The organism is Sphingomonas sp. SORGH_AS_0438 (genome assembly GCF_031453475.1).
Lineage (GTDB): Bacteria > Pseudomonadota > Alphaproteobacteria > Sphingomonadales > Sphingomonadaceae > Sphingomonas.
In genome coordinates, this window is record NZ_JAVIZS010000001.1 from 2807142 (window position 1) to 2831428 (window position 24287).

General features: G+C 69.7%; 23 protein-coding genes, 1 tRNA gene, 1 pseudogene and 1 riboswitch. Of the genes and pseudogenes, 6 read left to right on the top strand and 19 right to left on the bottom strand.

The window, feature by feature from the left end:
- Window positions 1–23: 23 nt before the first annotated feature.
- From QE452_RS13050 to QE452_RS13125, 16 genes and pseudogenes are all read right to left on the bottom strand, one after another.
- A complete protein-coding gene (locus tag QE452_RS13050) occupies window positions 24–800 on the bottom strand; it encodes an enoyl-CoA hydratase (protein ID WP_309657458.1) in 777 nt (258 codons plus the stop codon).
- Window positions 793–1899, bottom strand: coding sequence for an enoyl-CoA hydratase/isomerase family protein (locus tag QE452_RS13055; protein WP_309657457.1), 1107 nt, complete (start codon window positions 1897–1899; stop codon window positions 793–795). The genes QE452_RS13050 and QE452_RS13055 overlap by 8 nt, the downstream gene beginning before the upstream one ends.
- The gene (locus tag QE452_RS13060; protein ID WP_309657456.1) at window positions 1896–3041 is read right to left on the bottom strand and encodes an acyl-CoA dehydrogenase family protein; all 1146 of its coding nucleotides are present in this window, start codon (window positions 3039–3041) and stop codon (window positions 1896–1898) included. The genes QE452_RS13055 and QE452_RS13060 overlap by 4 nt, the downstream gene beginning before the upstream one ends.
- A gap of 9 nt (window positions 3042–3050) precedes the next feature.
- Window positions 3051–3569 carry a hypothetical protein gene (locus QE452_RS13065; protein WP_309657455.1) on the bottom strand — a complete coding sequence of 173 codons (519 nt, stop codon included), beginning with the start codon at window positions 3567–3569 and terminating at the stop codon, window positions 3051–3053.
- 30 nt (window positions 3570–3599) lie between these two features.
- A complete protein-coding gene (locus tag QE452_RS13070) occupies window positions 3600–5141 on the bottom strand; it encodes a CoA-acylating methylmalonate-semialdehyde dehydrogenase (protein ID WP_309657454.1) in 1542 nt (513 codons plus the stop codon).
- Window positions 5142–5179: 38 nt separating this feature from the next.
- Window positions 5180–5965, bottom strand: a complete 786-nt coding sequence (locus QE452_RS13075) for an ABC transporter ATP-binding protein (protein ID WP_309657453.1) — start codon at window positions 5963–5965, stop codon at window positions 5180–5182.
- Window positions 5956–6924, bottom strand: coding sequence for an iron ABC transporter permease (locus QE452_RS13080; protein ID WP_309657452.1), 969 nt, complete (start codon window positions 6922–6924; stop codon window positions 5956–5958). Before QE452_RS13080 ends, QE452_RS13075 begins: the two co-directional genes overlap by 10 nt.
- Entirely contained in the window at window positions 6921–7709 is a 789-nt protein-coding gene (locus tag QE452_RS13085; protein WP_309657451.1) for an ABC transporter substrate-binding protein, read from the bottom strand. Before QE452_RS13085 ends, QE452_RS13080 begins: the two co-directional genes overlap by 4 nt.
- Window position 7710: 1 nt before the next feature.
- On the bottom strand, window positions 7711–9570 hold the full coding sequence (locus tag QE452_RS13090) for a TonB-dependent receptor domain-containing protein (RefSeq protein WP_309657450.1): 1860 nt from the start codon (window positions 9568–9570) through the stop codon (window positions 7711–7713).
- A 121-nt stretch (window positions 9571–9691) separates the two neighbouring features.
- Window positions 9692–9898: riboswitch (cobalamin riboswitch) on the bottom strand.
- Window positions 9899–9918: 20 nt separating this feature from the next.
- Window positions 9919–10432: pseudogene (gene coaD, locus QE452_RS13095) on the bottom strand (pantetheine-phosphate adenylyltransferase).
- The gene (locus QE452_RS13100) at window positions 10429–11328 is read right to left on the bottom strand and encodes a farnesyl diphosphate synthase (protein WP_309657448.1); all 900 of its coding nucleotides are present in this window, start codon (window positions 11326–11328) and stop codon (window positions 10429–10431) included. Before QE452_RS13100 ends, coaD begins: the two are co-directional and overlap by 4 nt.
- A gap of 7 nt (window positions 11329–11335) precedes the next feature.
- Entirely contained in the window at window positions 11336–11599 is a 264-nt protein-coding gene (locus QE452_RS13105) for an exodeoxyribonuclease VII small subunit (RefSeq protein ID WP_125993312.1), read from the bottom strand.
- Window positions 11600–11670: 71 nt separating this feature from the next.
- Complete coding sequence (locus QE452_RS13110) at window positions 11671–11871, bottom strand: hypothetical protein (RefSeq protein ID WP_309657447.1); 201 nt, start codon at window positions 11869–11871, stop codon at window positions 11671–11673.
- A 50-nt stretch (window positions 11872–11921) separates the two neighbouring features.
- The gene (locus QE452_RS13115) at window positions 11922–13619 is read right to left on the bottom strand and encodes a diguanylate cyclase (RefSeq protein ID WP_309730137.1); all 1698 of its coding nucleotides are present in this window, start codon (window positions 13617–13619) and stop codon (window positions 11922–11924) included.
- 101 nt (window positions 13620–13720) lie between these two features.
- The gene (gene clpA, locus QE452_RS13120) at window positions 13721–16042 is read right to left on the bottom strand and encodes an ATP-dependent Clp protease ATP-binding subunit ClpA (RefSeq protein ID WP_309657445.1); all 2322 of its coding nucleotides are present in this window, start codon (window positions 16040–16042) and stop codon (window positions 13721–13723) included.
- A gap of 134 nt (window positions 16043–16176) precedes the next feature.
- A complete protein-coding gene (locus QE452_RS13125; protein ID WP_125993316.1) occupies window positions 16177–16368 on the bottom strand; it encodes a DUF1192 domain-containing protein in 192 nt (63 codons plus the stop codon).
- Window positions 16369–16442: 74 nt separating this feature from the next.
- On the opposite strand from QE452_RS13125, the gene QE452_RS13130 reads away from it, so the two are divergent.
- Window positions 16443–17447: an NAD(P)H-quinone oxidoreductase gene (locus tag QE452_RS13130; RefSeq protein ID WP_309657444.1), complete on the top strand. Its 1005-nt coding sequence runs from the start codon at window positions 16443–16445 to the stop codon at window positions 17445–17447.
- A gap of 87 nt (window positions 17448–17534) precedes the next feature.
- Here the strand turns inward: QE452_RS13130 and QE452_RS13135 are convergent, their stop codons facing one another.
- Window positions 17535–17795, bottom strand: a complete 261-nt coding sequence (locus QE452_RS13135; RefSeq protein WP_309657443.1) for a hypothetical protein — start codon at window positions 17793–17795, stop codon at window positions 17535–17537.
- Window positions 17796–17979: 184 nt separating this feature from the next.
- On the opposite strand from QE452_RS13135, the gene QE452_RS13140 reads away from it, so the two are divergent.
- The 5 genes from QE452_RS13140 to hisD all read left to right on the top strand — a co-directional run bounded on the left by QE452_RS13140 (window position 17980) and on the right by hisD (window position 22499).
- Window positions 17980–18660 (top strand): DUF1013 domain-containing protein, encoded by a 681-nt coding sequence (locus tag QE452_RS13140; RefSeq protein ID WP_125993318.1) that lies wholly within the window; start codon window positions 17980–17982, stop codon window positions 18658–18660.
- A gap of 83 nt (window positions 18661–18743) precedes the next feature.
- Window positions 18744–19610, top strand: a complete 867-nt coding sequence (locus QE452_RS13145; protein ID WP_309657442.1) for a dienelactone hydrolase family protein — start codon at window positions 18744–18746, stop codon at window positions 19608–19610.
- 44 nt (window positions 19611–19654) lie between these two features.
- Complete coding sequence (locus QE452_RS13150; protein ID WP_309657441.1) at window positions 19655–20278, top strand: glutathione S-transferase family protein; 624 nt, start codon at window positions 19655–19657, stop codon at window positions 20276–20278.
- 251 nt (window positions 20279–20529) lie between these two features.
- Entirely contained in the window at window positions 20530–21207 is a 678-nt protein-coding gene (hisG, locus tag QE452_RS13155) for an ATP phosphoribosyltransferase (protein ID WP_125993321.1), read from the top strand.
- Window positions 21204–22499, top strand: coding sequence for a histidinol dehydrogenase (gene hisD, locus QE452_RS13160; protein WP_309657440.1), 1296 nt, complete (start codon window positions 21204–21206; stop codon window positions 22497–22499). Before hisG ends, hisD begins: the two co-directional genes overlap by 4 nt.
- A 61-nt stretch (window positions 22500–22560) precedes the next feature.
- On the opposite strand, the gene QE452_RS13165 is transcribed toward hisD, so the two are convergent.
- Both QE452_RS13165 and QE452_RS13170 read right to left on the bottom strand, forming a co-directional pair.
- A tRNA-Leu gene (locus QE452_RS13165) sits at window positions 22561–22645 on the bottom strand.
- A gap of 53 nt (window positions 22646–22698) precedes the next feature.
- Window positions 22699–24207 (bottom strand): YifB family Mg chelatase-like AAA ATPase, encoded by a 1509-nt coding sequence (locus QE452_RS13170; RefSeq protein WP_309657439.1) that lies wholly within the window; start codon window positions 24205–24207, stop codon window positions 22699–22701.
- Window positions 24208–24287 lie beyond the last annotated feature (80 nt).

A 24287-nucleotide genomic window follows, 5' to 3' on the forward strand; every position in this document is an offset into this window, starting at 1 on the left:
CAGACGCGAATCCGGCTTTATCGTCACCGCCCGCTCCACGCACCGGCGCGCTTCTCGACGAAGGCCGCCATGCCCTCCTTCTGGTCGGCCGAGCCGAACATCCCGTGGAACAGCCGCCGCTCGAACTGCACGCCCGACGCCAGCCCGGTCTCGAACGCGTAGTTGACCATCTCCTTGTTCGCCAGGATCGCGAGCGGGGCCATGCCGGCGATGGTGGTGGCGGTCTTCACCGCCTCCTCGACCAGATCGGCGGCGAGGACGACCCGGCTGACCAGCCCGGCGCGCTCCGCCTCGGCGGCGTCCATCATCCGGCCGGTCAGGCACATCTCCATCGCCTTCGCCTTGCCGACCGCGCGGGCCAGCCGCTGCGACCCGCCCATGCCCGGCGTCACCGCCAGCTTGATCTCCGGCTGGCCGAACTTCGCATTGTCCGCCGCCAGGATGAAGTCGCACATCATCGCCACTTCGCAGCCGCCGCCCAACGCATAGCCGGACACCGCCGCGATCACCGGCTTGCGCGTGCGGGTGAACTGGTCCCAGCCGGCGAAGAAGTCGTGCGCGTACATGTCGGCAAAGCCCTGCGCCTGCATCTCCTTGATGTCCGCGCCCGCCGCGAACGCCTTGGCGCTGCCGGTCAGCACCGCGCAGCCCTGGCTGGGGTCCGCCTCGAACACCGCCATCGCCGCCAGCAGGTCGGACAGGAGCTGCGCGTTGAGCGCGTTCAGCGCCTCCGGCCGGTTGAGCGTGACGAGCGTGACGGGGCCACGCTGCTCGACCAGCAGGGTTTGATATTCAGCCATGATCGTCTCCATCGGGTATCCCGGCATCCGCCTCGGCGGGGGTCCAGCTTTCGTCATCCGGCAGGGGGGCGAAGATCTGGTCGATCAGATGGTCGCTGACGCCGTCCAGCGTCGCCGGCTGCCAGCGCGGCGACTGGTCCTTGTCGACGATCAGCGCGCGCACGCCCTCGACCAGATCGTGGCGCTGCACGACGCGCGAGGCGACCGCATATTCCTGGCGCATCTCGTCCTCGAAGGTCGGCATGGTGCGGCCGTCGAGCACCAGTTTCAGCGACACCTTCAACGCCTGGGGCGACTTGGTCGCCAGAGTCGCAAGCTGCGCCTTCGCCCAGTCGCCGCCATCCGCCTCCAGCGCGGCGACGATCTCCTCCATCCGGTCGGCGGCGAAGAGGCGGTCGATCGCCGCCCGGTCGCAGAGGATCCGCGCCTCAGGCGCGGGCACCGACAGGTCGGACAGGATCGCCTCGATGGCTTGCGGCTCGGCGGTGATGCGGTGCTTGGCCTCGTCCAGCGCGGCGGCGGGCAGATAATGGGTGGCGAGACCCAGCGCATGCGCCTCTGCCCCGTCCAGCCGGTGGCCGGTTAGCGCCAGATAGACGCCGATCCGCCCCGGCAGCCGCGACAGATACCAGCCGCCGCCGACATCGGGGAACAGGCCGATCCCCGTCTCCGGCATGGCGAATTTGGTATTCTCTGTCGCGACGCGATAGCGGCAGGGCATGGCGATGCCGACGCCGCCGCCCATGGTGATGCCATCCATCACCGCGACGATCGGCTTGGCATAGGTGAACAGCCGCGCGTTCAGCCGGTATTCGGTGGCGAAGAAGCGCCGCGCCGCCGCGCCATCGCCCGCGCCGCTTTCCGCGATCAGGCGAATGTCGCCGCCCGCGCAGAAGCCGCGCGACCGCTTCGGGTCGCCATCGGGGGCCGGCAGATGGTCGAGGATGATCGCCTCGACGCCGGGCTCCATGCGCCATGCCTCCAGCGCCGACAGCATGGCGACGCACATGTCGCGATTGAGCGCGTGGATCGCCTGTGGCCGGTTGAGCCGCAACCGCCCGACCGCGCCCTCGGTGGTGACGATCAGGTCCTGGGTCATGCCCTCGTCAGCTCCCGGCCGATGATCATGCGCATCACCTGGTTGGTGCCCTCCAGGATCGAATGGACGCGCAGGTCGCGCCAGAAACGCTCGATTGGATAGTCCATCAGATAGCCGTATCCGCCATGCAGCTGGAGCGCGCGGTCGACGATCGCCGAGCCATTGTCGGTCGCCAGCCGCTTGGCCATGGCGGCGAACTTGGTCTTGTCGGGCGCGCCCGCCGTTACCTTGGCGGCGGCCATGTAGAGCAGTGCGCGCGACGCCTCCAGGTCGGTCGCCATGTCGGCGAGCGTGAACTGCGTGTTCTGGAAATCGGCGATCGGCTGGCCGAACTGCTGGCGGTCGCGGGTATAGGCGATCGACTCGTCCAGGCAGCGTTGCGCGCCGCCCAGCGAACAGGCGCCGATGTTCAGCCGCCCGCCGTCCAGCCCGGACATGGCGATGCGGAAGCCCTCGCCCTCCGCGCCGACCAGGTTTTCGGCCGGCACGAACACATCCTCCAGGATGACCTGCGCGGTCGGTTGCGAATGCCAGCCGAGCTTGCGCTCGTTCGCACCGAAGGAGACGCCGGGCATGTCCTTCTCGACGACCAGGCACGAGATGCCGCGCGCCTTCTCCTCGCCGGTGCGGACCATGACGACATAGACGTCATTCTCGCCGCCGCCGGAAATGAACTGCTTGGTGCCGGTCACGCGCCAGCCCTCGCCGTCGCGCACCGCGCGCGTCTTCAGCGCCGCCGCGTCGGAGCCGGACGACGGCTCGGTCAGGCAATAGCTGGCGATCCGGTCCATCGTGACCAGCGAGGGGAGGTATTTCTCCTTCACCCGCGCCGATCCGAAGGCGTCGATCATCCACGACGCCATGTTGTGGATCGAGATGAACGCGCTGGTCGACGGGCAGCCATAGGCCATCGCCTCCATGATCAGCGCCGCCTCCAGCCGGCCGAGCGCGATGCCGCCCGATTCCTCGGACACGTAGATGGAGGCGAAGCCCAACTCCGCCGCCGCCTTGATCGTGTCGCGCGGGAAGATGTGCTTCTCGTCCCACTCGGCGGCGAAGGGGGTGATGCGGTCGGCGGTGAAGCGGCGCGCCAGCTCCTGGATCTCGCGCTGGTCGTCCGTCAGGTCGAATTGATTTTCCATGGCTCTCTCTCAGGCGGGACAGCGAACGTAACGGCTGGTCTCGGGCTTCCCGCCCGGCACCGCCTTCTGACGCACCAGCATCTTGATGTCCTCCAGCAGCGTCAGGGTCGTCCGCTCTGTCCAGTTCGCCCCCTCCCCGTTCATCGGCAGGTCGAAGGTGATCTGGGTCGGCTGCGTCTGCATGATCTTCGTCGCGTCGCCGCGCGATTCGAAGAACGACAGGCGGTTGCCGGCGATGGTCAGCTTGCCCTTGTCCGCGCCGGTCGAGGGGTCGCAATCGGCGACGCTCATGCCCCAGCGGCCCTGGAAGCGGGCGGGGATGGTCGCCAGCGGGGCCGGGCCGGGCACTGCGGCGTTGCCCCGCGATCCCAGCGGTACGACGCTGTTCTGCGGATCGTCGGTCAGGTTTTCCGGCGTCTGTTCCTGCACCTGCGCGACCGGAACCTCGTCGCTCTGGTTGTTGCCCGAGCCGCTGCCCCCGCTACACGCGGCGAGCAACAGGCTGGTGGCGATCACGACATGGCGCATGGGTCCGGCTCCCTTGGGGCGATCCATGGTTCAGCCCATGGTCGGAATGACGAACGCGTCCTGCACCCGCGCGGGTCCGCCATCCTCCGCGCCGCGCGGCAGGTCGATCGAGCCGTCGGGCCAGCGCTGGGTCACGGTCTTGGTCCGCGTCCAGAAGCGCACGCCCTCCATGCCGTGCTGGTTGATGTCGCCGAACGCCGACCGCTTCCACCCGCCGAAGCTGTGATAGGCCACCGGCACCGGGATCGGCACGTTGATGCCGACCATGCCGACATGGACGCGCGCGGCGAACTCGCGCGCGGCATGGCCGTTGCGCGTGAAGATGGCGACGCCGTTGCCATATTGATGCTCGGAGGGCAGGCGCAGCGCCGTCTCGAAATCGGGCGCGCGCACGATCTGGAGGACAGGGCCGAAAATCTCCTCCTTGTAGCTCTGCATCGCCGGCGTCACCCGGTCGAACAGCGACGGGCCGATGAAGAAGCCCTGCTCATGCCCCTGGAGCGTGAAGCCGCGCCCGTCGACGACCAGCTCCGCGCCCTCGTCGACGCCGGTCTGGATCCATTGCTCCACCTTCGCCTTATGCGCGGCGTTGACGACGGGGCCGTAATGCGCCTCCGCATCGGTCGAGACGCCGACCCGCAGCGCCTCGATCGCCGGGATCAGCCTGGCGCGCAGGGCGTCGGCGGTCGCGTCGCCGACCGGCACCACCACCGGCAGCGCCATGCACCGCTCGCCCGCCGAACCGAAGGCCGCGCCCGCCAGATCGGCGACCACCTGGTCCAGATCGGCATCGGGCATGACGATGCCGTGGTTCTTGGCCCCGCCCATCGCCTGCACGCGCTTGCCCGCCTCGACCCCGCGCCGATAGACATAATGGGCGATGTCGGACGATCCGACGAAGCTGACCGCGCCGATCGCCGGATGGTCGAGGATCGCGTCGACCATCTCCTTGTCGCCCTGCACCACCTGGAGGATGCCCTCCGGCGCGCCGGCCTCGCGCATCAGTTCCGCCAGGCGGACGGGCACCGAGGGATCGCGCTCCGAGGGCTTGAGGATGAAGGCGTTGCCGCAGGCGATGGCGACGCCGAACATCCACATCGGGATCATCGCGGGGAAGTTGAACGGCGTGATGCCGGCACCGATCCCCAGCGGCTGGCGCATCGAATAGACGTCGATGCCGGGGCCGGCGCCCTGGGTATATTCGCCCTTCAGCACGTGCGGGATGCCGCAGGCGAATTCGATCACCTCCAGCCCGCGCTGGATGTCGCCCTTCGAATCGGCGATCACCTTGCCATGTTCGGAAGAGAGCAGCCGGGCGAGTTCGTCCATGTTCGCCTCGACCAGTTCCTTGAAGCGGAACATGACGCGGGCGCGGCGCTGCGGGTTGGTGGCGGCCCAGCCGGGCTGCGCGGCCTGCGCGACGGCGACCGCGCGGTCGAGGTCGGCGGCGGTGCCCAGCGGCACCCGGGCCTGCACCTGGCCGCTATTGGGGTCGAACACCTCGGCGATCCGGCCGCTGCCGGGCGTGGCGGTGCCGGCAGCCCCGCCGATCACATGACCGATCGTGCGCATCGAAACTCTCCTGCTCTTTTTTTGCCGCTTTGTCCGGTTCAGCCCTCCGATACAAGTCCGATCCGGCCGATCGGCACCGGCAGGCGGCGGCCCGCCTCCTCGACCATCGTGACGCGCACGCCGAAGGTCGAGGCCAGCCGTTCCGCCGTCAGGACCTCGCCGGCCGGACCGAAGCCGGCGACGCGGCCCCGGTGGAGCAGCAGCACGTCGTCGGCCGCGCGCGCCGCCTGGACCAGGTCGTGCAGCACCACGACCACCCCCGCGCCCGCCGCCGCGACGCCGCGCAGCCGGTCGAGCAAATCGATCTGATGCGCCGGGTCCAGGCTGGCGAGCGGTTCGTCGGCCAGCAGCCAGTCCGGCTCCCCCGCCAGCACGCGCGCCAGCAGCACCCGCGCCCGCTCGCCGCCCGACAGCGTGCCGACCGGGCGGTCGGCGAAGCCCTGCGTCCCGGTCGCCGCCATCGCCGCCGCGATCGCGGCGCGGTCGGCGTCGGACTCGCCATAGCGCGCGCGCGCGTACGGCAGCCGGCCGAGCGCGACGACTTCGGCAGCGCGCATGTTCCAATGCACGGTCGCGTCCTGCGGCAGATAGCCGATGCGGCGGGCGCGGGCCTCGGCGGCCAGCGATGCGACCGGGCCGCCGTCCAGCGTGATCGCGCCGTCATGCGGCAGCAGCGCGGCGATGGCCTTGACCAGGCTGCTCTTGCCCGCGCCGTTCGGGCCCAGGATCGCGGTGATACGGCCCGGCTCCAGTCGCGCCGAGACGTCCGCCAGCACGCTGCGGCCGCCGAGCGTCACGCCCACCGCATCGAGGATCAGCGCCATGCGTCGTGCCTCGCGCGGAGCAGCAGCCACAGGAAGAAGGGCGCGCCGATCAGCGCCATGGCGACGCCCAGCCGTATCTCGCCGGCACCGGGGGCGAGCCGCACCAGGCTGTCGCCCGCCAGCACCAGCGCCGCGCCGCCCAGGCTGGCGGGCAGCAGCAGCGCCCCCGGTCGATGGCCGAAGAGCGGACGGAGCAGATGCGGCACGATCAGGCCGACAAAGCCGATCACCCCCGTCACCGCCACCCCCGCGCCGATCGCGAGGCCGGTGCCCGCGACCACCAGCAGCCGCAGCCGGCCGAGCCGCACGCCCAGCGACCGCGCCGCCGGCTCGCCCAGCGCCAGCGCGTCGAGCGACCGGCCGGTCAGCGCGAGCAGCAGCGCGCCGAGCGCCATCGGCGGCACGGCCAGCACGACATCGGGCCAGCTCCGGTCGGTCAGCGCGCCCATCAGCCAGTCCATCGCCTCCGCCACCACATAGGGATTGGGCGCGACCGAGATGGTGAAGGCGGTCAGCGCCCCCGCCAGGCTCGCCAACACCGTGCCCGCCAGCACGAAGGTAACGGTGGAATCGGATCGCCAAGTCAGCGCTGCGAGCAGCGCCATCGCCCCGCCGGCCGCCAGGATCGCGGCGACGAACACGCCCGCCCCGCTGGCGGCGGCGAAGACGATCGCCACCACCGCGCCCAGGGCCGCCGCCGACGAGATGCCGACCACGCCCGGATCGGCGAGCGGATTGCGCAGATAGCCCTGCAACACCGCGCCCGACAGGCCGAGCACCGCGCCCAGGGCCACGGCCAGCACCGCGCGCGGCAAACGAAGCTCCGCCACGATCCACCAGCGCTGATCGCCCGAGAACCAGGCGGACAGCGGCACCACCGCCTTGCCGCAGGCGAGCGAACCCAGGAAAAGCGCCACCACCAGCAGCGCGAGCATGGTCAGGCGGATCGATCGGCTCATGGCCCCTCCTGGCGGATCGCGGCGAGCCGGTCGAGCGCCGGGGGAATCGTGGGACCGCCGCAATAGAGCAGGGCCGGGTCGATCGTCGCCGCCCGGCTGTGCGGCAACAGCCGTTCGCGCAAGCGTGCCAGCCGGTTGCGGTCGGGCGCGATCACCAGGTCCGGCGGGTGCACGACCAGGGTCTCCGCCGGCAGCCGCCCGGTAAAGGCCAGGCCATAGCCCGCCGCCGCATTGGTCAGGCCGACATGCGTCATCGCTTCATCCAGCAAGGTGCCGCCGCCATTGGCGAGGTCGCCGGAGATGTAGAGCAAGGCCCTTGGTCGCCGGGCATCCGTCGGCCGGGTGCGGCGCAGGCCAGCATCAATGTCGCGCACGATCCGCTCGCCGGCCGGAGCCGCCCCCACCGCCCGCGCCAGTTCGCGCACCTGCGCCTCGCTGGCGGCGATGGTGGCGGGGATGCCGAGATAGAGCGTCTTCAGCCCGGCGCGCGCCCAGGCCTCCCGCGTGGCGGGCGCGGTGAAGCTGGAGGCGACGACCAGGTCGGGCCGGAGCGCGATCACCTCCTCCGCCGTTCCCGCCGTGGCGCGGAAGCGGCGCGCAAGGGCGAGCGGGATCGAGGAGGCGCCGGGCGTTTGCGAATAATGGCTGATCGCGGCGATGCGGGCGGGCGGCACCATGTGCACCAGCATCGCATCCGCGCATGGATTGGTCGAGACGATGCCCCCGCCCCCGCCCGGCGGCTGCGCACAGCCGGCGAGCAGGAGGGCGAGGGCCAGCGCGCGCATCTCAGTCGAGCGTCACGCGGATGCCGCCATAGGCGGCGCGGCCATAGGTGCCATAGCCGGCGATGACCCGGTAATCCTCATCGAACAGGTTGTCGACGCGGCCATAGACGGACAGGCGATCCCCGATCGGCAGTTCCGCGCGCAGGCTGGCCAGCGCATAGCCGTCCAGCCGGACGCTGTTGGCCGCGTCGTCGTAACTGTCGCCGACCATCTGCACCGTGCCGCCGACCGACAGGCCGAAGGGCAGGCGATAGTCGATATTGACCGCCGCCGTCTCCTTGGGCCGGCGCGCCAGGTCGAGGTCGAAGGCCGCGCCGGGCGTGCGGTTGCGGCTGTCGATATAGGAGACGTTGCCCGACAGGGTCAGCGCATCGACCGGACGCAGCGCGATGGTGAACTCGACACCCTCGGCCTGGGTGCGCTGGATATTGTCGTAGCGGCCGAAGGGATAGGCCGCGCACTCGGTCGCGCCGACGCAGTTGCGGAAGCTGATCTGGTTGCGCGTGTCGCGGTGGAACCAGGTCGCCCCGATCCGCATCCGGCCCTCCACCAGCGCCTGTTCGACGCCCAGGTCATAGTTGCGCGCCGTCTCCGGCCGCAGCGCCTCGTTCCCATAGGCGCTGTAGAGCTGGTAGAGCGTCGGGGCCTTGAACCCCTCGCCATAGCTGGCGCGCAGCGTCGTGCCGGTCGCCAGCGCCCAGGCCGCGTCCGCGCCGAAGGTGGTGCGGCCGCCGAAACGCTGGTGATCGTCATGCCGCACGCCGCCGGTGACGGTCAGCGCGCGGATCGGCTGGACGATCGCCTGGCCATAGACGCTGGTGATGCCGACCGAACGCTTGAGGAAGCCGTCGTCATAGCGGCTGGTCTCATGCTCGACGCCGCCGACCAGGCGGACTGGCTCGGCCAGCCGGAAATCACCCTGATATTCATAGCGTTCGGACCGGCCCCGGCCGATGAAGCTGGGGCCGGTGCCGAAGGCGGGTTCGTAATTGTCGCGGTTGATATCGGCGATGGTGAAGGCCGCACGGTTGCGGAGGCGGCCGTCCAGCAGGTTCGCATGGACGCCGGCATAGCCATAGACTTCCTGCGTCTTGGCATAGTCGGCGGTGTCGGCCAGCATATAGTCGGGCGGCGGAAAGCCATCCAGCCCGACCCGGCTATGCGCATACCAGCCCGACAGGTCGATGCCGATGTCCCGGGTCAGCGCCAGCGTCGCGCGGCCGTTCGCACCATATTGGCGGTATCCGTCACGCTCGCGGCCATTGGCGGCGGCGGAGATGCCGTCGCTGTCCAGATAGCCGCCGGTCAGCGACAGGGCGAGCGGCCCGGCGCCGCCCGACACGCCGGCGCTGGCGAAGGCGCTGTTCGCATAGCCATATTCGGCGCGCGCATGAGCGCGGAACCGGTCGGTCGGCGCCTGGGTGATGATGTTGACGACGCCGCCGATCGCCTGGCTGCCCCAGGGCACCGAATTCGGCCCGCGCAGCACCTCGATCCGCTCGATCGACGAGGAGAGCAGGTTGGCGAAGTCGAAGCCGCCGCCGGGCGAGGACGGATCGTTGACGCGCACGCCGTCGATCACGACCAGCGTCTGCTCCGCTTCCGCGCCCCGGATGCGCAGGCTGGTCAGGCTGCCGATCCCGCCATTGCGGGTGACGGTGACGCCCGGCGTGGTCGACAGCAGGTCGGCGATCGAGACGGTCTGGCGCGCCTCGATCTCCGCGCGGTCGATGACGGTCAGCGCTTGGCCGACCTCGTCCAGCTTCTGCGGCGCGCGGGCGGCGGTGACGACGATCTGGTCGTCGTCCGGGGCCGCCTGCGCCAGTGCGGGAGCGGCGGCGGCAAGCGCCAGGACGGACACGGCAAATCTCAACACGAACGCATTCCCCCTCTCGGCGGCGTCCGCACCATTGCGCACGCGTCGCCGCGCGTCGTTCGCTCGAGGAATATCGCCTCGTCCGCTCCGGTGCTCCCGCCGGCGCGATGGATCGACCGTGACGGGCAGGTCTCCTGGCTTCCGGGTCATCGCCGCCGCCCCGCCTTCCCGGACCGTCTCTGGGTCCAGTGGCCTGTTGGGGCGGCCGCTCGCCGGTCACAGTTGCGGGGACAGCGCCGGGATCGTGGACAAACCACTCACCGGCTTCCCTTTTGATCCCCGGTCAGGGGGAACCCGTCACGGCGGCGCGGTTAGCCGCCGGCGCGGGTCCGGTCAATCAGCCTGCCGACCGCGCCCCAGCGCCGCGACGCGCGCGACCAGGTCCCGGCACACATCGGGGGGCACGAACTTCGACACGTCGCCGCCGAACAGCGCGATCTCCTTGACCAGCCGCGACGCGATCGGCTGCAACGCGACATCGGCCATCAGGAAGACGGTCTCGACATGGCGGTTGAGCTGCTGGTTCATGCCCGCCATCTGATATTCATATTCGAAATCGGCGACGGCGCGCAGGCCCCGCACGATCACGCTCGCCCCCTCGCGCACGGCAAAGTCCATCAGCAGCGAATCGAACGGCACCACGTCGATCGCGCCGCCGATCGTCGCCACCTCGCGCCGCACCGTCGCCATCCGCTCGTCGAGTGAGAACATCGGCGACTTGGAGGCATTGGTCGTCACCCCCACCACCAGCCAGCCGGTCGACCAGCTTCGCGCCGCGCCGGATGATGTCCATATGGCCGAGTGTGACAGGGTCGAAGGTGCCGGGATAGACGCCGATCCGGGTCACCGGTCGCGCTCCACCACATAGCGGGCGATGGCGCGCAGCAGGTCCGCCTCCGCGCCATAGCCGCGCAGATGCTGCACCGCCTGGTCGACCAGCATCCCGCATTGCTCGCGGGCACGATCGACGCCGAGCAGCGACAGGAACGTCTCCTTGCCCGCCTCGCCGTCCTTGCGCAGCTTCTTGCCGGCCAGTTCCTCGTCGCCCTCGGCATCGAGCAGGTCGTCGGCGATCTGGAAGGCGAGGCCCAGGTCGTGCGCATAGCCGCGCAGAGGCACGCGCCCCTCGGGCGGCACCCGGCCCAGGATCGCGCCCGCCTCCACCGCCGCGCAGATCAGCGCGCCGGTCTTCATCTGCTGGAGCCGGGTGACGGTGCCGAGGTCGAAGCGCGCCTTTTCCGCCTCCAGGTCCATCATCTGCCCGCCCGCCATGCCGCCGGGGCCGGCGGCGCGCGCCAGATCAAGCACCAGTTCGGACCGCACGAACGGATCGGGATGCGTATCCGCATCGGCCAGCACCTCGAACGCCAGCGCATGGAGGCAGTCGCCCGCCAGGATCGCGGTCGCCTCGCCATAGATTTTGTGCGCGGTCGGCTTGCCCCGGCGCATGTCGTCATCGTCCATCGCCGGCAGATCGTCGTGGATCAGCGAATAGACATGGATCGCCTCGATCGCGGTGCCGACCAGCACGGCGCAGGCGCGATCGACGCCGAACAGGTCGGCGGTCGCGATCGTCAACAGCGGCCGCAGCCGCTTGCCACCGCCGATCGCGGCATGGCGCATGCAGCGATAGAGGTCGGCGCGCGGATCGTCGGGGATGGCGAGCAGCGTGTCGAACCGGGCATCGACCGCCTCGGCGACCAGCGAGATCGCGTCGGGCAGCGACGCGGGCAGAGCGGGCATGGGCGCCTCAGCCCGCGGCAAAGGGGCGCGTGCCGGCGGGCTTGCCGTCCGCGTCCAGCCGGATCGCCTCGATCCGCGCCTGCGCCGCATCGAGCCGCTCGGCGCAGCGGGCGCGCAACCGGTCGCCGCGCTCGTACAGGCGGATCGATTCGTCCAGCGTCGCGTCGCCGCTTTCCAACCGGCCGACGATCCGCTCCAATTCCTTCAGCGCGGCTTCGAACGACAGATCCTCGACCGGCGTTTCGGGGGCGGATGGGGCGGGTATGTCCATGATTGTTCCTATGCGACACGGACTTGGCACAGGCAAGACGTGCCGGGCGCTGGGCCGGGCGCGCCTCGCGCTCACCCGATCGGGCGCGCGCTCCAGGTGTAGAGCAGGGAGACGCCGACCAGTCCCAGCTCGACCGCCGCCTGGAAGCGGTGCGGCGCGGGATCGCCGGTCCGATGGGTCGGGAACCGGATATCGGCGGTCGGATGCCGCGCCGCCATCGCCAACGTCGCGCCGGTCGCGACCATCGCCAACAAGATCCGTCGGTTGCGCATCATCCCCCCCTTGCCCGGATGCTAGGCGAGCGCGCCTCCCTCGACAAGGCTCATGCCGCCACCACCCGCGGCGCGCCGATCTTCACCCGGTTTCGGCCCGCCGCCTTGGCGTCATAGAGTGCGCGGTCGGCGGCGCGATACATGGCCTGCCACGCGCGTTCGCTGACCATCGGCCCGGTGCAGGCGCCCAGGCTGCATGTCACGGTCAGGCCGAACGGCATGCGCACGGTGCGCAGGGCCTTGTGAATCGCCGTTGGGCTCATCGCCGCCGGCGCGGGCATCAGCAGCGCGAACTCCTCGCCCCCCAGCCGCGCCACCAAGGCATTGGCGGGCGCGACCGTCCGCAACCCCTCGGCGAAGTGGCGCAGCACCTCGTCGCCGCTGTCATGCCCGACCTCATCGTTGATCGCCTTGAAATGATCGATGTCGATCAGGATCAGCAACTGGTCCGTTTCCCGACCGATCGCGCGGGCCAGGAAGGCGCGGCGGTTGAGCAGCCCGGTCAGCGGATCGATATCCGCCAGCATCCTGGCCGCCATTTCCCGCGCCCGCGCCTCGTCCCGCTCCAGACCGAGTCGATGGATTCGCCAGACGATGCCGATCGCCGCGACCAGGGCCTCGATCGTCATCATCCCGATCGTCACTAGGTCATAGACATTGCTGCCGCGCATCAGGCCCAGCGACACCATCATGCGCAAACCGACCAGCAGGATCGGCAACCCCCAGGCAGCGGCGAACAGCGTCATCCCCCGCTCCCGCCGGGCACTGGCGCGCAGGAAGACGACCGGCACGATCGCGACCACCAGGATGTAGAGGCAGCTGTCGATGTCATCGAGCATCGTCGCTTGTCGGGGCGAGAACAGCAGCATCGCGAACGTGCTGAGGCTGAGCGCCGCGATCGTCGCATTGCTCATCTGGCGCAACTGGGGCGTGAAGATGCTGGCCGGGAAGAAGCTGCGTCCGAACAGCAGCACCAGGATCGTGCCGCTCGCGAACAGCAGGGTCGCGGCATGCTGGCGCAGGTAGATGTTGAGGTTCGGGTGGAGGATCGTCATCGCGCCCGACGACACGAAGAGGAAGGCGAGCAGGACAGTGATCAAGCCGACATAGATCAGGATGAAGCGCGCGCGCAGGGCCACGTACAGCGCCAGATGCCCGACGATCAGCGCCAGCGCGATGCCGGCGCACAGGGCATAGACGATCGACAATGCCAGCGTCCGCTCCTCCAGCGTCGCGGCGTCGAGTACCTCCGCCCCCGTCACCACGCCCCGCACGGTGGTAAGCTGCTGCACCCGCCACAACAGCCGCACCGGCGCGGCATCCCGCACCGGGATCGGCAGGACATAGCGACCGCCGACCCCCATGTAGCGCGGGGCTTCGTCATGGGTGAAGCCGACCTGGCGGATGTCCCCATCGGCATAGCGGATGAACAGCCTGACATCGATCGCCCAGTTGCTGTTGAACCGCGCGACATAGGGCCGGTCGGGCAGCAACCGCAGTGGCGGCGACAACAGCCAGGCCCCACCCACCGGAAAGCCGCGCTGTCGGGCCTTGCAGTCGAAGCGATTGATCTCGTGGAACATCGCCATTGCCTGATCGCCGGGCCGCGCCGCCATGATGCAGGGGCGGAACTGGCCGGAATCGGCCCGTCCGGGCAGGATCAGGCCGAATGCCGCCGCCAGGGCTGCAATCAGCACCAACGTCCGCATCAGGAACACGCCATCGAGACGCTGGATCGAGGCGAGCACCATTTCGGCTTTATAGCCGAAATGGTGACGTTTAACGATATCGGCAGCGAAATATCCTATAACGGATGCTTCGCTGCCAAAATCTCCCTATTTACCGGACCTTACTCGGCTTCGATCGCCGGCTCGGTCTTGCCGCCCTTGCGCCGCGGCTTGCGCGGGGCGGCGGGTTCGATGCCGAAGGACAGCGCGCCGTCCTTCATCCGCACCGTCACTTCGCCACCATGGACCAGCTTGCCGAACAGCAGTTCCTCGGCCAGCGGCTGCTTGATCTTCTCCTGGATCAAACGGCCCATCGGGCGGGCGCCATAGAGCTTGTCATAGCCCTTCTCGGTCAGCCAGTTCTTAGCGGCATCGTCCAAGTTGATGTGGACGTTGCGGTCCGCCAGCTGGAGTTCGAGCTGCAGGATGAACTTGTCGACGACGCGCGCCACCACCTCGGTCGGCAGATAGCCGAAGGGCACGATCGCATCGAGCCGGTTGCGGAATTCCGGCGAGAACATCTTCTGCACCGCCTGCTCGTCCTCGCCCTCGCGGGTGAGCATGCCGAAGCCCAGCGTCTCGCGCGCCATGTCCGCCGCGCCCGCATTGGTCGTCATGATCAGGATGACGTTGCGGAAATCGACGGTCTTGCCGTGCTGGTCGGTCAGGCGGCCATTATCCATCACCTGCAACAGGATGTTGAACAGGTCGGGATGCGCCTTCTCGATCTCGTCGAGCAGCAGCACGCAATGCGGGTTCTGGTCGACCGCATCGGTCAGCAGCCCGCCCTGGTCGAAGCCGACATAGCCCGGGGGCGCACCGATCAGCCGGCTGACCGAATGCCGCTCCATATATTCGGACATGTCGAACCGCTGGAGCGGGATGCCCATGATGGTCGACAGCTGCTTGGCCACCTCGGTCTTGCCGACGCCGGTCGGGCCGGTGAACAGATAGTTGCCGATCGGCTTTTCCGGATCGCGCAGGCCCGCCCGCGACAGCTTGATCGCCGAGGCCAGTTTCTCGATCGCGCTGTTCTGCCCGAACACCACCCGCTTCAGGTCGGTCTCCAGCGACTCCAGCGCCTTCTTGTCGTCGGTGCTGACGCTCTTGGGCGGGATGCGCGCCATGGTGGCGATCACCGCCTCGATCTCGCGCGAGGTGATCGTCTTCTTGCGCTTGGCGGGCGGCACCAGCATCTGCATCGCGCCCACCTCGTCGATCACGTCGATCGCCTTGTCGGGCAGCTTGCGGTCGTTGATGTAGCGCGCCGACAGCTCGACCGCCGACTTGATCGCATCGGGCGTGTACTTGACCGAATGATGCTCCTCGAAGGCCGAACGCAGGCCCGCCAGGATCTTGATCGTGTCCTCGATCGTCGGCTCGTTGACGTCGATCTTCTGGAACCGGCGCAGCAGCGCGCGGTCCTTCTCGAAATGGTTGCGGAACTCCTTGTAGGTCGTGGAGCCGATGCAGCGGATCGTGCCGCCCGACAGGGCGGGCTTGAGCAGGTTCGACGCGTCCATCGCGCCGCCGCTGGTCGCGCCCGCGCCGATCACCGTATGGATTTCGTCGATGAACAGCACCGCGTGCGGCAGCTTCTCCAGCTCGTTGACGACCGCCTTCAGCCGCTCCTCGAAATCGCCGCGATAGCGGGTGCCGGCGAGCAGCGCGCCCATGTCGAGCGAATAGATCACCGCCTCGCGCAGCACGTCGGGCACCTCGCCCTCGACGATCTTGCGCGCCAGTCCCTCGGCGATGGCGGTCTTGCCGACGCCGGGATCACCGACATAGAGCGGATTGTTCTTCGAGCGGCGGCACAGGATCTGGATCGTGCGATCCACCTCCGGCCCGCGACCGATCAGCGGATCGACCTTGCCACCCTTCGCCTTCTCGTTGAGATCGACGGTGAACTGCTTGAGCGCGCTTTCCGTCTTGCCCTTCTCCTGTCCCTTGGCGGGTTTTTCCTCCTCGGCGCCCTTGGGCGTGGAGGTCTCGGTCGCGGCGCTGCCCTTGCCGACGCCGTGGCTGATGAAGCTGACCGCGTCGAGGCGGCTCATATCCTGCTGCTGCAGGAAGTAGACGGCATAGGATTCGCGTTCGCTGAACAGCGCGACCAGCACGTTCGCGCCCGTCACCTCGTCGCGCCCCGACGATTGCACGTGCAGGATCGCGCGCTGCACCACCCGCTGGAAGCCGCTGGTCGGCGACGGGTCGGTGGCGGCATCGACCTTGAGCGCATCCAGCTCGGTGTCGAGATAATGGGCGACCGTGGTCTTCAGCTCGCCCAGGTCGACATGGCACGCGGTCATCACCTTGGACCCGTGCTCGTCGTCGATCAGCGCGAGGAGCAGATGCTCCAGCGTCGCATATTCGTGACGGCGCGAGGAGGCGGCTTCGAGCGCCTTGTGCAGCGTGGTCTCAAGCGCGGGGGCGAAGGATGGCATTCAGGATACTCCGTGCGGGCCATGTGGCGACACGACCCGGTCCCAACCTATGTCGTGTCGGTACCCCGCCGCATCAAGCGGTGCCGAAACGCTCCTGCCGGTCGCATGTTGCGGGACAGGAACCACAACGCGTTTCACCGGAATAGCGCATCCGCACTTGCGCGATGGTTAACGGCGTGGGCGATTCGGGCGCGGCACCGGGCGATTTCGCCTTCCAGCGCGGTGATGCGCGATTCCAGCTCGGCGACGGACAGCGCGTCGATATCCTCGCGGACCAGCGCGTCGACCCGGTCGCCGGGTCGGGGTAGGGAGTCGTCGATCTCCATGGGATGCAGCGTTGACCGGACCCGCGCCGCTGTCAATAAGGCGCGCTTCCGACCTTCTTGCAGGATGCGACCGAATGAGCGCTGTGCCCGACGTCATGCGGTGCATCGACCCCGAAGCCGCCGGGGGCCCCGAGGTGCTGCGCGTCACTCAGCGCCCCGTGCCGGTCGCGGGGCCGGGCGAGGTGCTGGTCCGAGTCGCCGCTGCCGGGGTGAACCGCCCCGACGTGATGCAGCGCCAGGGCAAATATCCGCCGCCGCCGGGCGCGCCGAGCATCCTGGGGCTGGAGATCGCGGGCACGATCGTCGCGGTCGGGCCGGACACGGACGGCGCGATCGAGGGCCAGCCGGTCTGCGCGCTGATCGCGGGCGGCGGCTATGCCGAATATGTCGCGGTGCCGTTCGGCCAGTGCCTGCCGGTGCCGGCCGCGCTGTCGATGGTCGAGGCGGCGGCGATTCCCGAAACGCTGTTCACCGTGTGGACCAATTTGTTCGAGCGCGGCTATGCCAGCGAGGGCGACGCGGTGCTGGTCCATGGCGGCACCAGCGGCATCGGCACGATGGCGATCCTACTGGGCAAGCTGTTCGGGCTGACCGTGATCGTCACCGCCGGCAGCGCGGCGAAATGCGCCGCCGCGCGTGAGCTGGGCGCGGCCCATGCGATCGATTACCGCAGCGAGGATTTCGTCGAGCGGGTCAAGGACATCACGGCCGGCCGCGGCGTCGCGGTGGTGCTCGACATGGTCGGCGGCGATTATGTGCCGCGCAACCTGAAATGCCTGGCCGAGGATGGCCGCCACGTCTCCATCGCGGTGCAGCGCGGCGCGGAGGCGACGGTGCCGCTGTTCGAGATCATGCGCCGCCGCCTGACGCTGACCGGATCGACGCTGCGCGCCCGCGATGCCGAGTTCAAGGCGATGGTGGCGGACGAACTGGCCCGCCATGTTTGGCCGCAGGTGGAGGCGGGGGCGCTGAAGCCGGTGATCGACCGCACCTTCCCGCTCGCCGAGGCCGCCGAGGCGCATCGGCGGATGGAGGGTGGCGACCATATCGGCAAGATCGTGCTGACCATCGGCGACTAGGGTCGGGGCCACGGCTCGCAGACGCCCCTCGTCGCCACGCCGGCATGGCAAGCGCGGCGGAGCGATCCGGCGCCCCTCATAACGCCCTTATTTGCTGTCCGGCGTGTCCCTGCCGGCGGTGGCGAGCAGCACGCCCGCGCCGATCGCGGCGATCAACCCCAGATTGATGATCGCGCCCGATGCCGCGCCATGGCCGGCGCGGTTCGACCGATGGGTGGGCGCGACCGCCCGGCCGCTGTTCGGCACCAGCGACAGCCGGGTGGCCGGCGCGCGGTCCGCCGCCAGTGCCGGCGCCGCCATCAACCCCGCTGCCGCGACCAATGCGAAAATGCCCCCCGTCCGTGCCATGTCCGTCCCCCTGATGATCGCCATACCGTCACCGTGAAACTGATCCATGTCAACAATGATGGTGAGACACGATGTTTCGTCGCGACACACGCCTTGCCCCGGGCGTACGATGTCATTAGATGCTGGGGATCATGCGGCCGCTCCGGAAAGGGGCGGCCCTTTTATTTTCTACGGAGTTTCCCCCGTGGCCCAGCCGCTGATGCCCCATGCGACCGCTTCCTGGCTGGTCGACAACACCGCGCTCTCCTTCGAGCAGATCGCTACCTTCTGCGGGCTGCACATCCTGGAGGTGCAGGCGATCGCCGACGATACCGCCGCGACCAAGCTGACCGGCCGCGACCCCGTCCGCGCGCACGAGCTGACGCAGGACGAGATCGACAAGGGCCAGGCCAATCCCAGCTACCAGCTGAAGATGACCAAGGGGCCCGAGCAGGTCCGCCGCACCAAGGGGCCGCGCTACACCCCCGTGTCGAAGCGGCAGGACAAGCCGGACGGCATCGCCTGGATCATCCGCAACCATCCGGAAATCTCGGACGGCGCGATCAGCAACCTGATCGGCACCACCCGCACCACCATCGCCGCGATCCGCGATCGCAGCCATTGGAACATCGGCAACATCACCCCCAAGGACCCGGTGACGCTGGGCCTGACCACGCAGCGCGAGCTGGACGCAGCGGTGGCCAAGGCCGGCAAGGCGGCCGGCGCGGACGGCCAGCCGACCGACAACCGGCTGGAGGGCGATCGCGAGGCGCTGATCGCGCAGCTCCAGGCCGAGCGGACGCAGCAGTCGCGCGACACCGATTCCGCCCTGCACGGCGACGATCCGGCCGCCCAGGCGCGCGCGCTGTTCGACGACCGCCACTGATCGCGGGCACCTCGGTCAGCCTTCGCGACTGACAGCCGGTTTTGAATAGGTTAGCCTCTCCCGATCGATACGGGAGAGGCAGGATGACCGAGTTTCGCGATCGCGCCGTGGCGCTATACGACGCCTTCACGCACGAGCATCACGACCGCCGCCGCCTGTTGAAGCAGATGACGCTGCTCGCCGGCTCCACCGCCGCGGCGGAGGCGCTGATCGCCGGCCTGGCCGCCTCGCCCGCCGCCGCCGCGCTGACCGAGGCGACCGATCCGCGCCTCTCCATCACCACCGGCCAGGCGACCTTCGCGGGACAGCCGCTCACCACCTATCGCGCGACGCTGCGCACCCCCAGGGCCGGGGGCGGCGTAGTGCTGGTGATCCACGAGAATCGGGGGCTGACCCCGCATATCCGCGACGTCACCCGCCGGCTGGCGCTGGCCGGCTTCACCGCGATCGCGCCCGACTTCCTCTCCGCGCAGGGCGGCACGCCGGCCGACGAGGATGCGGCGCGGACGCTGATCGGCAGCGCCGATTACGACCTGATCCTGGCCCAGGCGGTCGCCCTGATCGAGGCCGAGGCGAAGGGTGGCGCGAAGGTCGGCGCGGTCGGCTTCTGCTGGGGCGGCGCCTTCGTCAACCGGCTGGCGCTGGCGGCCGGGGCACGGTTACGGGCCGGCGTCGCCTATTACGGCCCCGCCCCCAGCCCCGCCGAGGCCGCCAAAATCCAGACGCCGTTGCTGCTCCATTATGCCGGCAAGGACGCGCGCGTCGCGCAGACCGGCACCCCCTGGGTCGCGGCGCTCAAGCTGGCGAACAAGCCGGTTCAGGCCTTTGTCTATCCGGGCGTCGACCATGCCTTCAACAATGACAGTTCGGCCGAACGCTATGACAAGGCCGCCGCGACCCTGGCCTGGGGCCGCACCCTCGCCTTCCTCCATGCGCGGCTTGACCGATAGAACACGATGTTCTTTCTTCGTTCCCGTCACACAGGAGACGAATCATGGCCGCCGATCTGATCTTCTACACCAACCCGATGTCGCGCGGGCGGATCGTCCGCTGGATGCTGGAGGAGGTCGGCGCGCCCTATGACACGGTCCTGCTCGACTATGCGACGACGATGAAGGACGATGCGTATCGCGCGATCAACCCGATGATGAAGGTGCCCGCCATCGTCCATCACGGCCATGTCGTGACCGAGGGCGCGGCGATCTGCGCCTATCTGGCGGAGGCCTTTCCGGAGGCGGGCCTCGCCCCCACCGCCGACGAGCGCGCCGACTATCATCGCTGGATGTTCTTCGCCGCCGGGCCGGTCGAGTCGGCGGTGGTCGACAAGGCGATGGGCGTCACCCCCAGCGACCAGCAGCAGCGCATGGCCGGCTATGGCCATTTCGATCTGGTGATGCAGGTGCTGGACGAGGCGGTCGGCCGCCACGATCACATCGCGGGCGACCGCTTCACGGCGGCGGATGTCTATGTCGGTTCGGCCATCCATTTCTACAGCCGGTTTGGCATGTTGCCGAAGAGCGCCCGGTTCGACGCCTATCTCGCCCGCCTCTACGCCCGCCCCGCCTTCCAGCGCGCCGCCGCGATCGACGACGCGTTGATACCGCCATCGGCGGCCTGATCGCTCCGATGTCTCGCGCAAGCAAGGACGCATGGGCCGGAGCAGCTTGTGCTCCTGCGAAGGCAGGAGCCTAGAGCCAGGCCAAGCAACGGCCTTATGGATATCCCCAACCTTGGGCTCCCGCGTCCGCAGGAGCACGGCAGCGATCTTCGCAGAGGCCCGGCGAAGGCCGGGGTGGTGGCATAGGGTATCGCGGGCATCCTCCCCCGAAGCGATTGCACCCGCCCCGCCCGCCGCCTAAAGCCCGCGCCATGCCGCCGCTCGTCATCGCCGTGCCCAAGGGGCGCATCCTGTCCGAAGCGCTGCCGCTTCTCGCCCAGGCCGGGATCCGGCCCGAACCCGCCTTTTCGGACGAGAACAGCCGCGCGCTGCGCTTCGCCACCGACGATCCGGGCATCGCGCTGATCCGCGTGCGCGCCTTCGACGTCGCCACCTTCGTCGCGCATGGCGCGGCGCAGCTCGGCATCGTCGGGTCGGACGTGCTGGCCGAGTTCGACTATTCCGAACTCTATGCGCCGGTCGATCTCGGCATCGGCCATTGCCGCCTGTCGATCGCCGAGCCGGTCGAGATGGCGGCGGGCGACGATCCGCGCGGCTGGAGCCATGTCCGCGTCGCGACCAAATATCCGCACCTCACCCATGCTCATTTCGCCCGGCGCGGCGTGCAGGCCGAATGCGTCAAGCTGAACGGCGCGATGGAGCTGGCCCCCACCCTGGGCCTGGCGCCGCGCATCGTCGACCTCGTCTCCTCCGGGCGGACGCTCAAGGAAAACGGCCTGGTCGAGGTGGAGCGGATCATGGACGTGACCAGCCGGCTGGTCGTCAACCGCGCGGCGATGAAGACCCGCCCCGATGTGGTGCCGCTGGTCGAGGCGTTCCGCCGCGCCGCCGCGCCCGCCACCCCTTCCGACGCGGCGGTGGCGGCATGATCCGGCTCGACACGCGCGACGCCGGCTTCGCCGACGCCTTCGCCGCCCTGGTCGACGATCGCCGCGAAAGCGCGGCCGACGTCACCCGCGACGTCACCACCATGCTGCGCGCGGTGAAGGACGAGGGCGCGGCCGCCGTGCGCGCCTTCACCATCAAGCTCGACCGGCACGATCCGGACGTGACCGGCTGGCGGATCGAGGCGGCGACCTGCGCCGCCGCCTATGCCGCGCTGGAGCCGGAACTGCGCGCCGCGCTCGACCTCGCCGCCACCCGAATCCGCGCCTATCACGAGAAGCAGCGACCGCAGGACAGCGACTATACGGATGCCCAAGGCGTGCGGCTCGGCGCGCGCTGGCGGCCGGTCGATGCCGCCGGCCTCTATGTGCCGGGCGGACGCGCCGCCTATCCCTCCTCGCTGCTGATGAACGCGATCCCCGCCAAGGTCGCCGGCGTCGAGCGACTGGCGATGGTGACGCCGACCCCCGACGGGCAGATCAACCCGCTGGTCCTCGCCGCCGCGCATCTCGCCGGGGTCGACGAGGTATGGCGGATCGGCGGGGCGCAGGCCGTTGCCGCGCTCGCATACGGCGCCGGCCCGATCCGGCCGGTCGATGTGGTGACCGGCCCCGGCAATGCCTGGGTCGCGGAGGCCAAGCGCCAGCTCTACGGCGTGGTCGGCATCGACATGGTCGCCGGCCCCAGCGAGATCGTCGTGGTGGCGGATGCGCGGAACGATCCCGAATGGATCGCCGCCGACCTGCTCAGCCAGGCCGAGCATGACGTGGTGACCCAGTCGATCCTGCTGACCGACGATGGCGACTATGCCGACCGGGTCGCGGCGGCGGTGGAGCGTCAGCTCGATACGCTGGCGACCGGCGCGGTGGCGCGCCAAGCCTGGGAGACGAACGGCGCGATCATCCTGGTCGAGACGCTGGCGGCGGCGATGCCGCTGGTCGACCGCCTCGCGCCCGAACATCTGCAACTGGCGGTGGACGATCCGCAGGGCCTGTTCGACCAGGTCCGCCATGCCGGCAGCGTGTTCCTGGGCCGCCACACGCCCGAGGCGATCGGCGATTATGTCGCCGGGCCGAACCATGTCCTGCCCACCGGCCGCCGCGCCCGCTTCACCAGCGGCCTGTCGGTGCTGGACTTCATGAAGCGCACCAGCTTCCTGGGCCTGGACGAAAGCGCGCTCGCCGAACTCGGCCCCGCCACGGTCGCGCTGGCGGAAGCGGAGGGCCTGCCCGCCCATGCCCGCTCGGTCGCGCTACGGTTGCGGCTGAACCGCTAGGCACACGAACCGGGCGGCCGACGATCAGCCACCCGCCCGGTTCGATCCGCGATGTCGGAAGTGGTGCCCCTGGCCGGACTCGAACCAGCACGCCTTGCGGCAACCGATTTTGAGTCGGTCGCGTCTACCAATTTCACCACAGGGGCAGCGCCGGGTGGGCTAGCCGAGTGCGCGCCCGGCCGCAAGAGGCATCCGCCGCTCAACTCACCGGCGGACGCCGCCGATAGCTGAGCGCCTCCGCGACATGCACGCGTCCGACCTGCTCCGCGCCGCCCAGATCGGCGATCGTCCGCGCCACGCGGAGGATGCGGGTATAGCCGCGCGCGGTCAGGCGCATGGCGTCGGCCGCCTGGGCCAGCAGCGCGCGCCCCGCCTCGTCCGGCGTCGACCAGCGGTCGAGCAGCGGCCCCTCCGCCTCGGCATTGGTGCGCGCCGTCTCGCCGGCATAGCGGCGGGTCTGTACCCCGCGCGCCGCCGCGACACGCGCGGCGACCTCGGCCGAGCCTTCGACCGGCGGGGGCAGGATCAGGTCGGCGGCGCTGACCGCCGCGACATCGACATGCAGGTCGATCCGGTCGAGCAACGGCCCCGACACCTTGGACTGATAGTCGGCGGCACAGCGCGGCGCCCGCGCACAGGCGAGCGACGCATCGCCCAGATGGCCGCATCGACACGGATTCATCGCCGCGATCAACTGCACCCGCGCCGGAAAGGTGACATGCGCATTGGCGCGCGCGACGCTGACCGTGCCCGTCTCCAGCGGCTGGCGCAGCGAATCGAGCACCGCGCGGTTGAACTCGGGCAGCTCGTCGAGGAACAGCACGCCCAGATGCGCCAGGCTGACCTCGCCCGGCCGCACCTTCAGCCCGCCGCCGGTCAGCGCCGCCATCGACGCGCTGTGATGCGGTGCACGAAACGGTCGGGTGCGCGTCAGCCGCCCATTGGCCAGCGTGCCGGCGACCGACTGGACCATCGACACCTCCAGCGCCTCGGCGGGTTCGAGCGGCGGCAGGATGCCGGGCAGGCACGCCGCCATCAGCGACTTGCCCGCGCCCGGCGGGCCGCACATCAGCAGATTGTGGCTGCCGGCGGCGGCGATCTCCAGCGCGCGCTTCGCCGTCTCCTGCCCGCGCACCTGGCGCAGGTCGGGGCCGGAGGCCTCCACCTCCACCTCGCCCGGGCGCGGCGCGGCGAGCAGGCCATGGCCCTTGAAATGGTTGATCAGCGCCAGCAGGTCGGGCGCGGCCACCACCTCGACCGACCCGGCCCAGGCCGCCTCCGATCCTTGCGCGGCGGGGCAGACCAGCCCCAGCTCCGCCTGCCCGGCATGGAGCGCGGCGAGCAACACGCCCGGCGACGGCGCGATCCGCGCGTCCAGCCCCAGTTCGCCGACCACGACATAGCCGGCGAGCGTCTCGACATCGACCACGCCCATCGCGCCCAATAGCGCCAGGGCGATCGGCAGGTCGAAATGCGAGCCCTCCTTGGGCAGGTCGGCCGGCGACAGGTTCACCGCGATCCGCTTGGGCGGCAGCGCCAGGCCCAGCGCCGCGATCGCGCCGCGCACCCGCTCGCGGCTTTCCCCCACCGCCTTGTCGCCCAGCCCGACGACGTTGAAGGCGGGCAGGCCGGGGATCAGCTGCACCTGCACCTCGACCGCGCGCGCCTCCAGCCCCAGATACGCCACCGTCCGCACGATCGTCGCCATTCGCCTGCCCCCAAACGCCACCAGTGACTCGTTCCATAGCCGCAACGATGCCGCATGGGACCGGCTTTCCGCAGCCCGCC

What these genes read in the sequence shown, in the direction of transcription:
- QE452_RS13050 (WP_309657458.1), bottom strand. Translation starts at nt 800, where the DNA reads ATGGCTGAATATCAAACCCTGCTGGTCGAGCAGCGTGGCCCCGTCACG.
- QE452_RS13055 (WP_309657457.1), bottom strand. Translation starts at nt 1,899, where the DNA reads ATGACCCAGGACCTGATCGTCACCACCGAGGGCGCGGTCGGGCGGTTG.
- QE452_RS13060 (WP_309657456.1), bottom strand. Translation starts at nt 3,041, where the DNA reads ATGGAAAATCAATTCGACCTGACGGACGACCAGCGCGAGATCCAGGAG.
- QE452_RS13065 (WP_309657455.1), bottom strand. Translation starts at nt 3,569, where the DNA reads ATGCGCCATGTCGTGATCGCCACCAGCCTGTTGCTCGCCGCGTGTAGC.
- QE452_RS13070 (WP_309657454.1), bottom strand. Translation starts at nt 5,141, where the DNA reads ATGCGCACGATCGGTCATGTGATCGGCGGGGCTGCCGGCACCGCCACG.
- QE452_RS13075 (WP_309657453.1), bottom strand. Translation starts at nt 5,965, where the DNA reads ATGGCGCTGATCCTCGATGCGGTGGGCGTGACGCTCGGCGGCCGCAGC.
- QE452_RS13080 (WP_309657452.1), bottom strand. Translation starts at nt 6,924, where the DNA reads ATGAGCCGATCGATCCGCCTGACCATGCTCGCGCTGCTGGTGGTGGCG.
- QE452_RS13085 (WP_309657451.1), bottom strand. Translation starts at nt 7,709, where the DNA reads ATGCGCGCGCTGGCCCTCGCCCTCCTGCTCGCCGGCTGTGCGCAGCCG.
- QE452_RS13100 (WP_309657448.1), bottom strand. Translation starts at nt 11,328, where the DNA reads ATGCCCGCTCTGCCCGCGTCGCTGCCCGACGCGATCTCGCTGGTCGCC.
- QE452_RS13105 (WP_125993312.1), bottom strand. Translation starts at nt 11,599, where the DNA reads ATGGACATACCCGCCCCATCCGCCCCCGAAACGCCGGTCGAGGATCTG.
- QE452_RS13110 (WP_309657447.1), bottom strand. Translation starts at nt 11,871, where the DNA reads ATGCGCAACCGACGGATCTTGTTGGCGATGGTCGCGACCGGCGCGACG.
- clpA (WP_309657445.1), bottom strand. Translation starts at nt 16,042, where the DNA reads ATGCCATCCTTCGCCCCCGCGCTTGAGACCACGCTGCACAAGGCGCTC.
- QE452_RS13125 (WP_125993316.1), bottom strand. Translation starts at nt 16,368, where the DNA reads ATGGAGATCGACGACTCCCTACCCCGACCCGGCGACCGGGTCGACGCG.
- QE452_RS13130 (WP_309657444.1), top strand. Translation starts at nt 16,443, where the DNA reads ATGAGCGCTGTGCCCGACGTCATGCGGTGCATCGACCCCGAAGCCGCC.
- QE452_RS13135 (WP_309657443.1), bottom strand. Translation starts at nt 17,795, where the DNA reads ATGGCACGGACGGGGGGCATTTTCGCATTGGTCGCGGCAGCGGGGTTG.
- QE452_RS13145 (WP_309657442.1), top strand. Translation starts at nt 18,744, where the DNA reads ATGACCGAGTTTCGCGATCGCGCCGTGGCGCTATACGACGCCTTCACG.
- QE452_RS13150 (WP_309657441.1), top strand. Translation starts at nt 19,655, where the DNA reads ATGGCCGCCGATCTGATCTTCTACACCAACCCGATGTCGCGCGGGCGG.
- hisG (WP_125993321.1), top strand. Translation starts at nt 20,530, where the DNA reads ATGCCGCCGCTCGTCATCGCCGTGCCCAAGGGGCGCATCCTGTCCGAA.
- hisD (WP_309657440.1), top strand. Translation starts at nt 21,204, where the DNA reads ATGATCCGGCTCGACACGCGCGACGCCGGCTTCGCCGACGCCTTCGCC.
- QE452_RS13170 (WP_309657439.1), bottom strand. Translation starts at nt 24,207, where the DNA reads ATGGCGACGATCGTGCGGACGGTGGCGTATCTGGGGCTGGAGGCGCGC.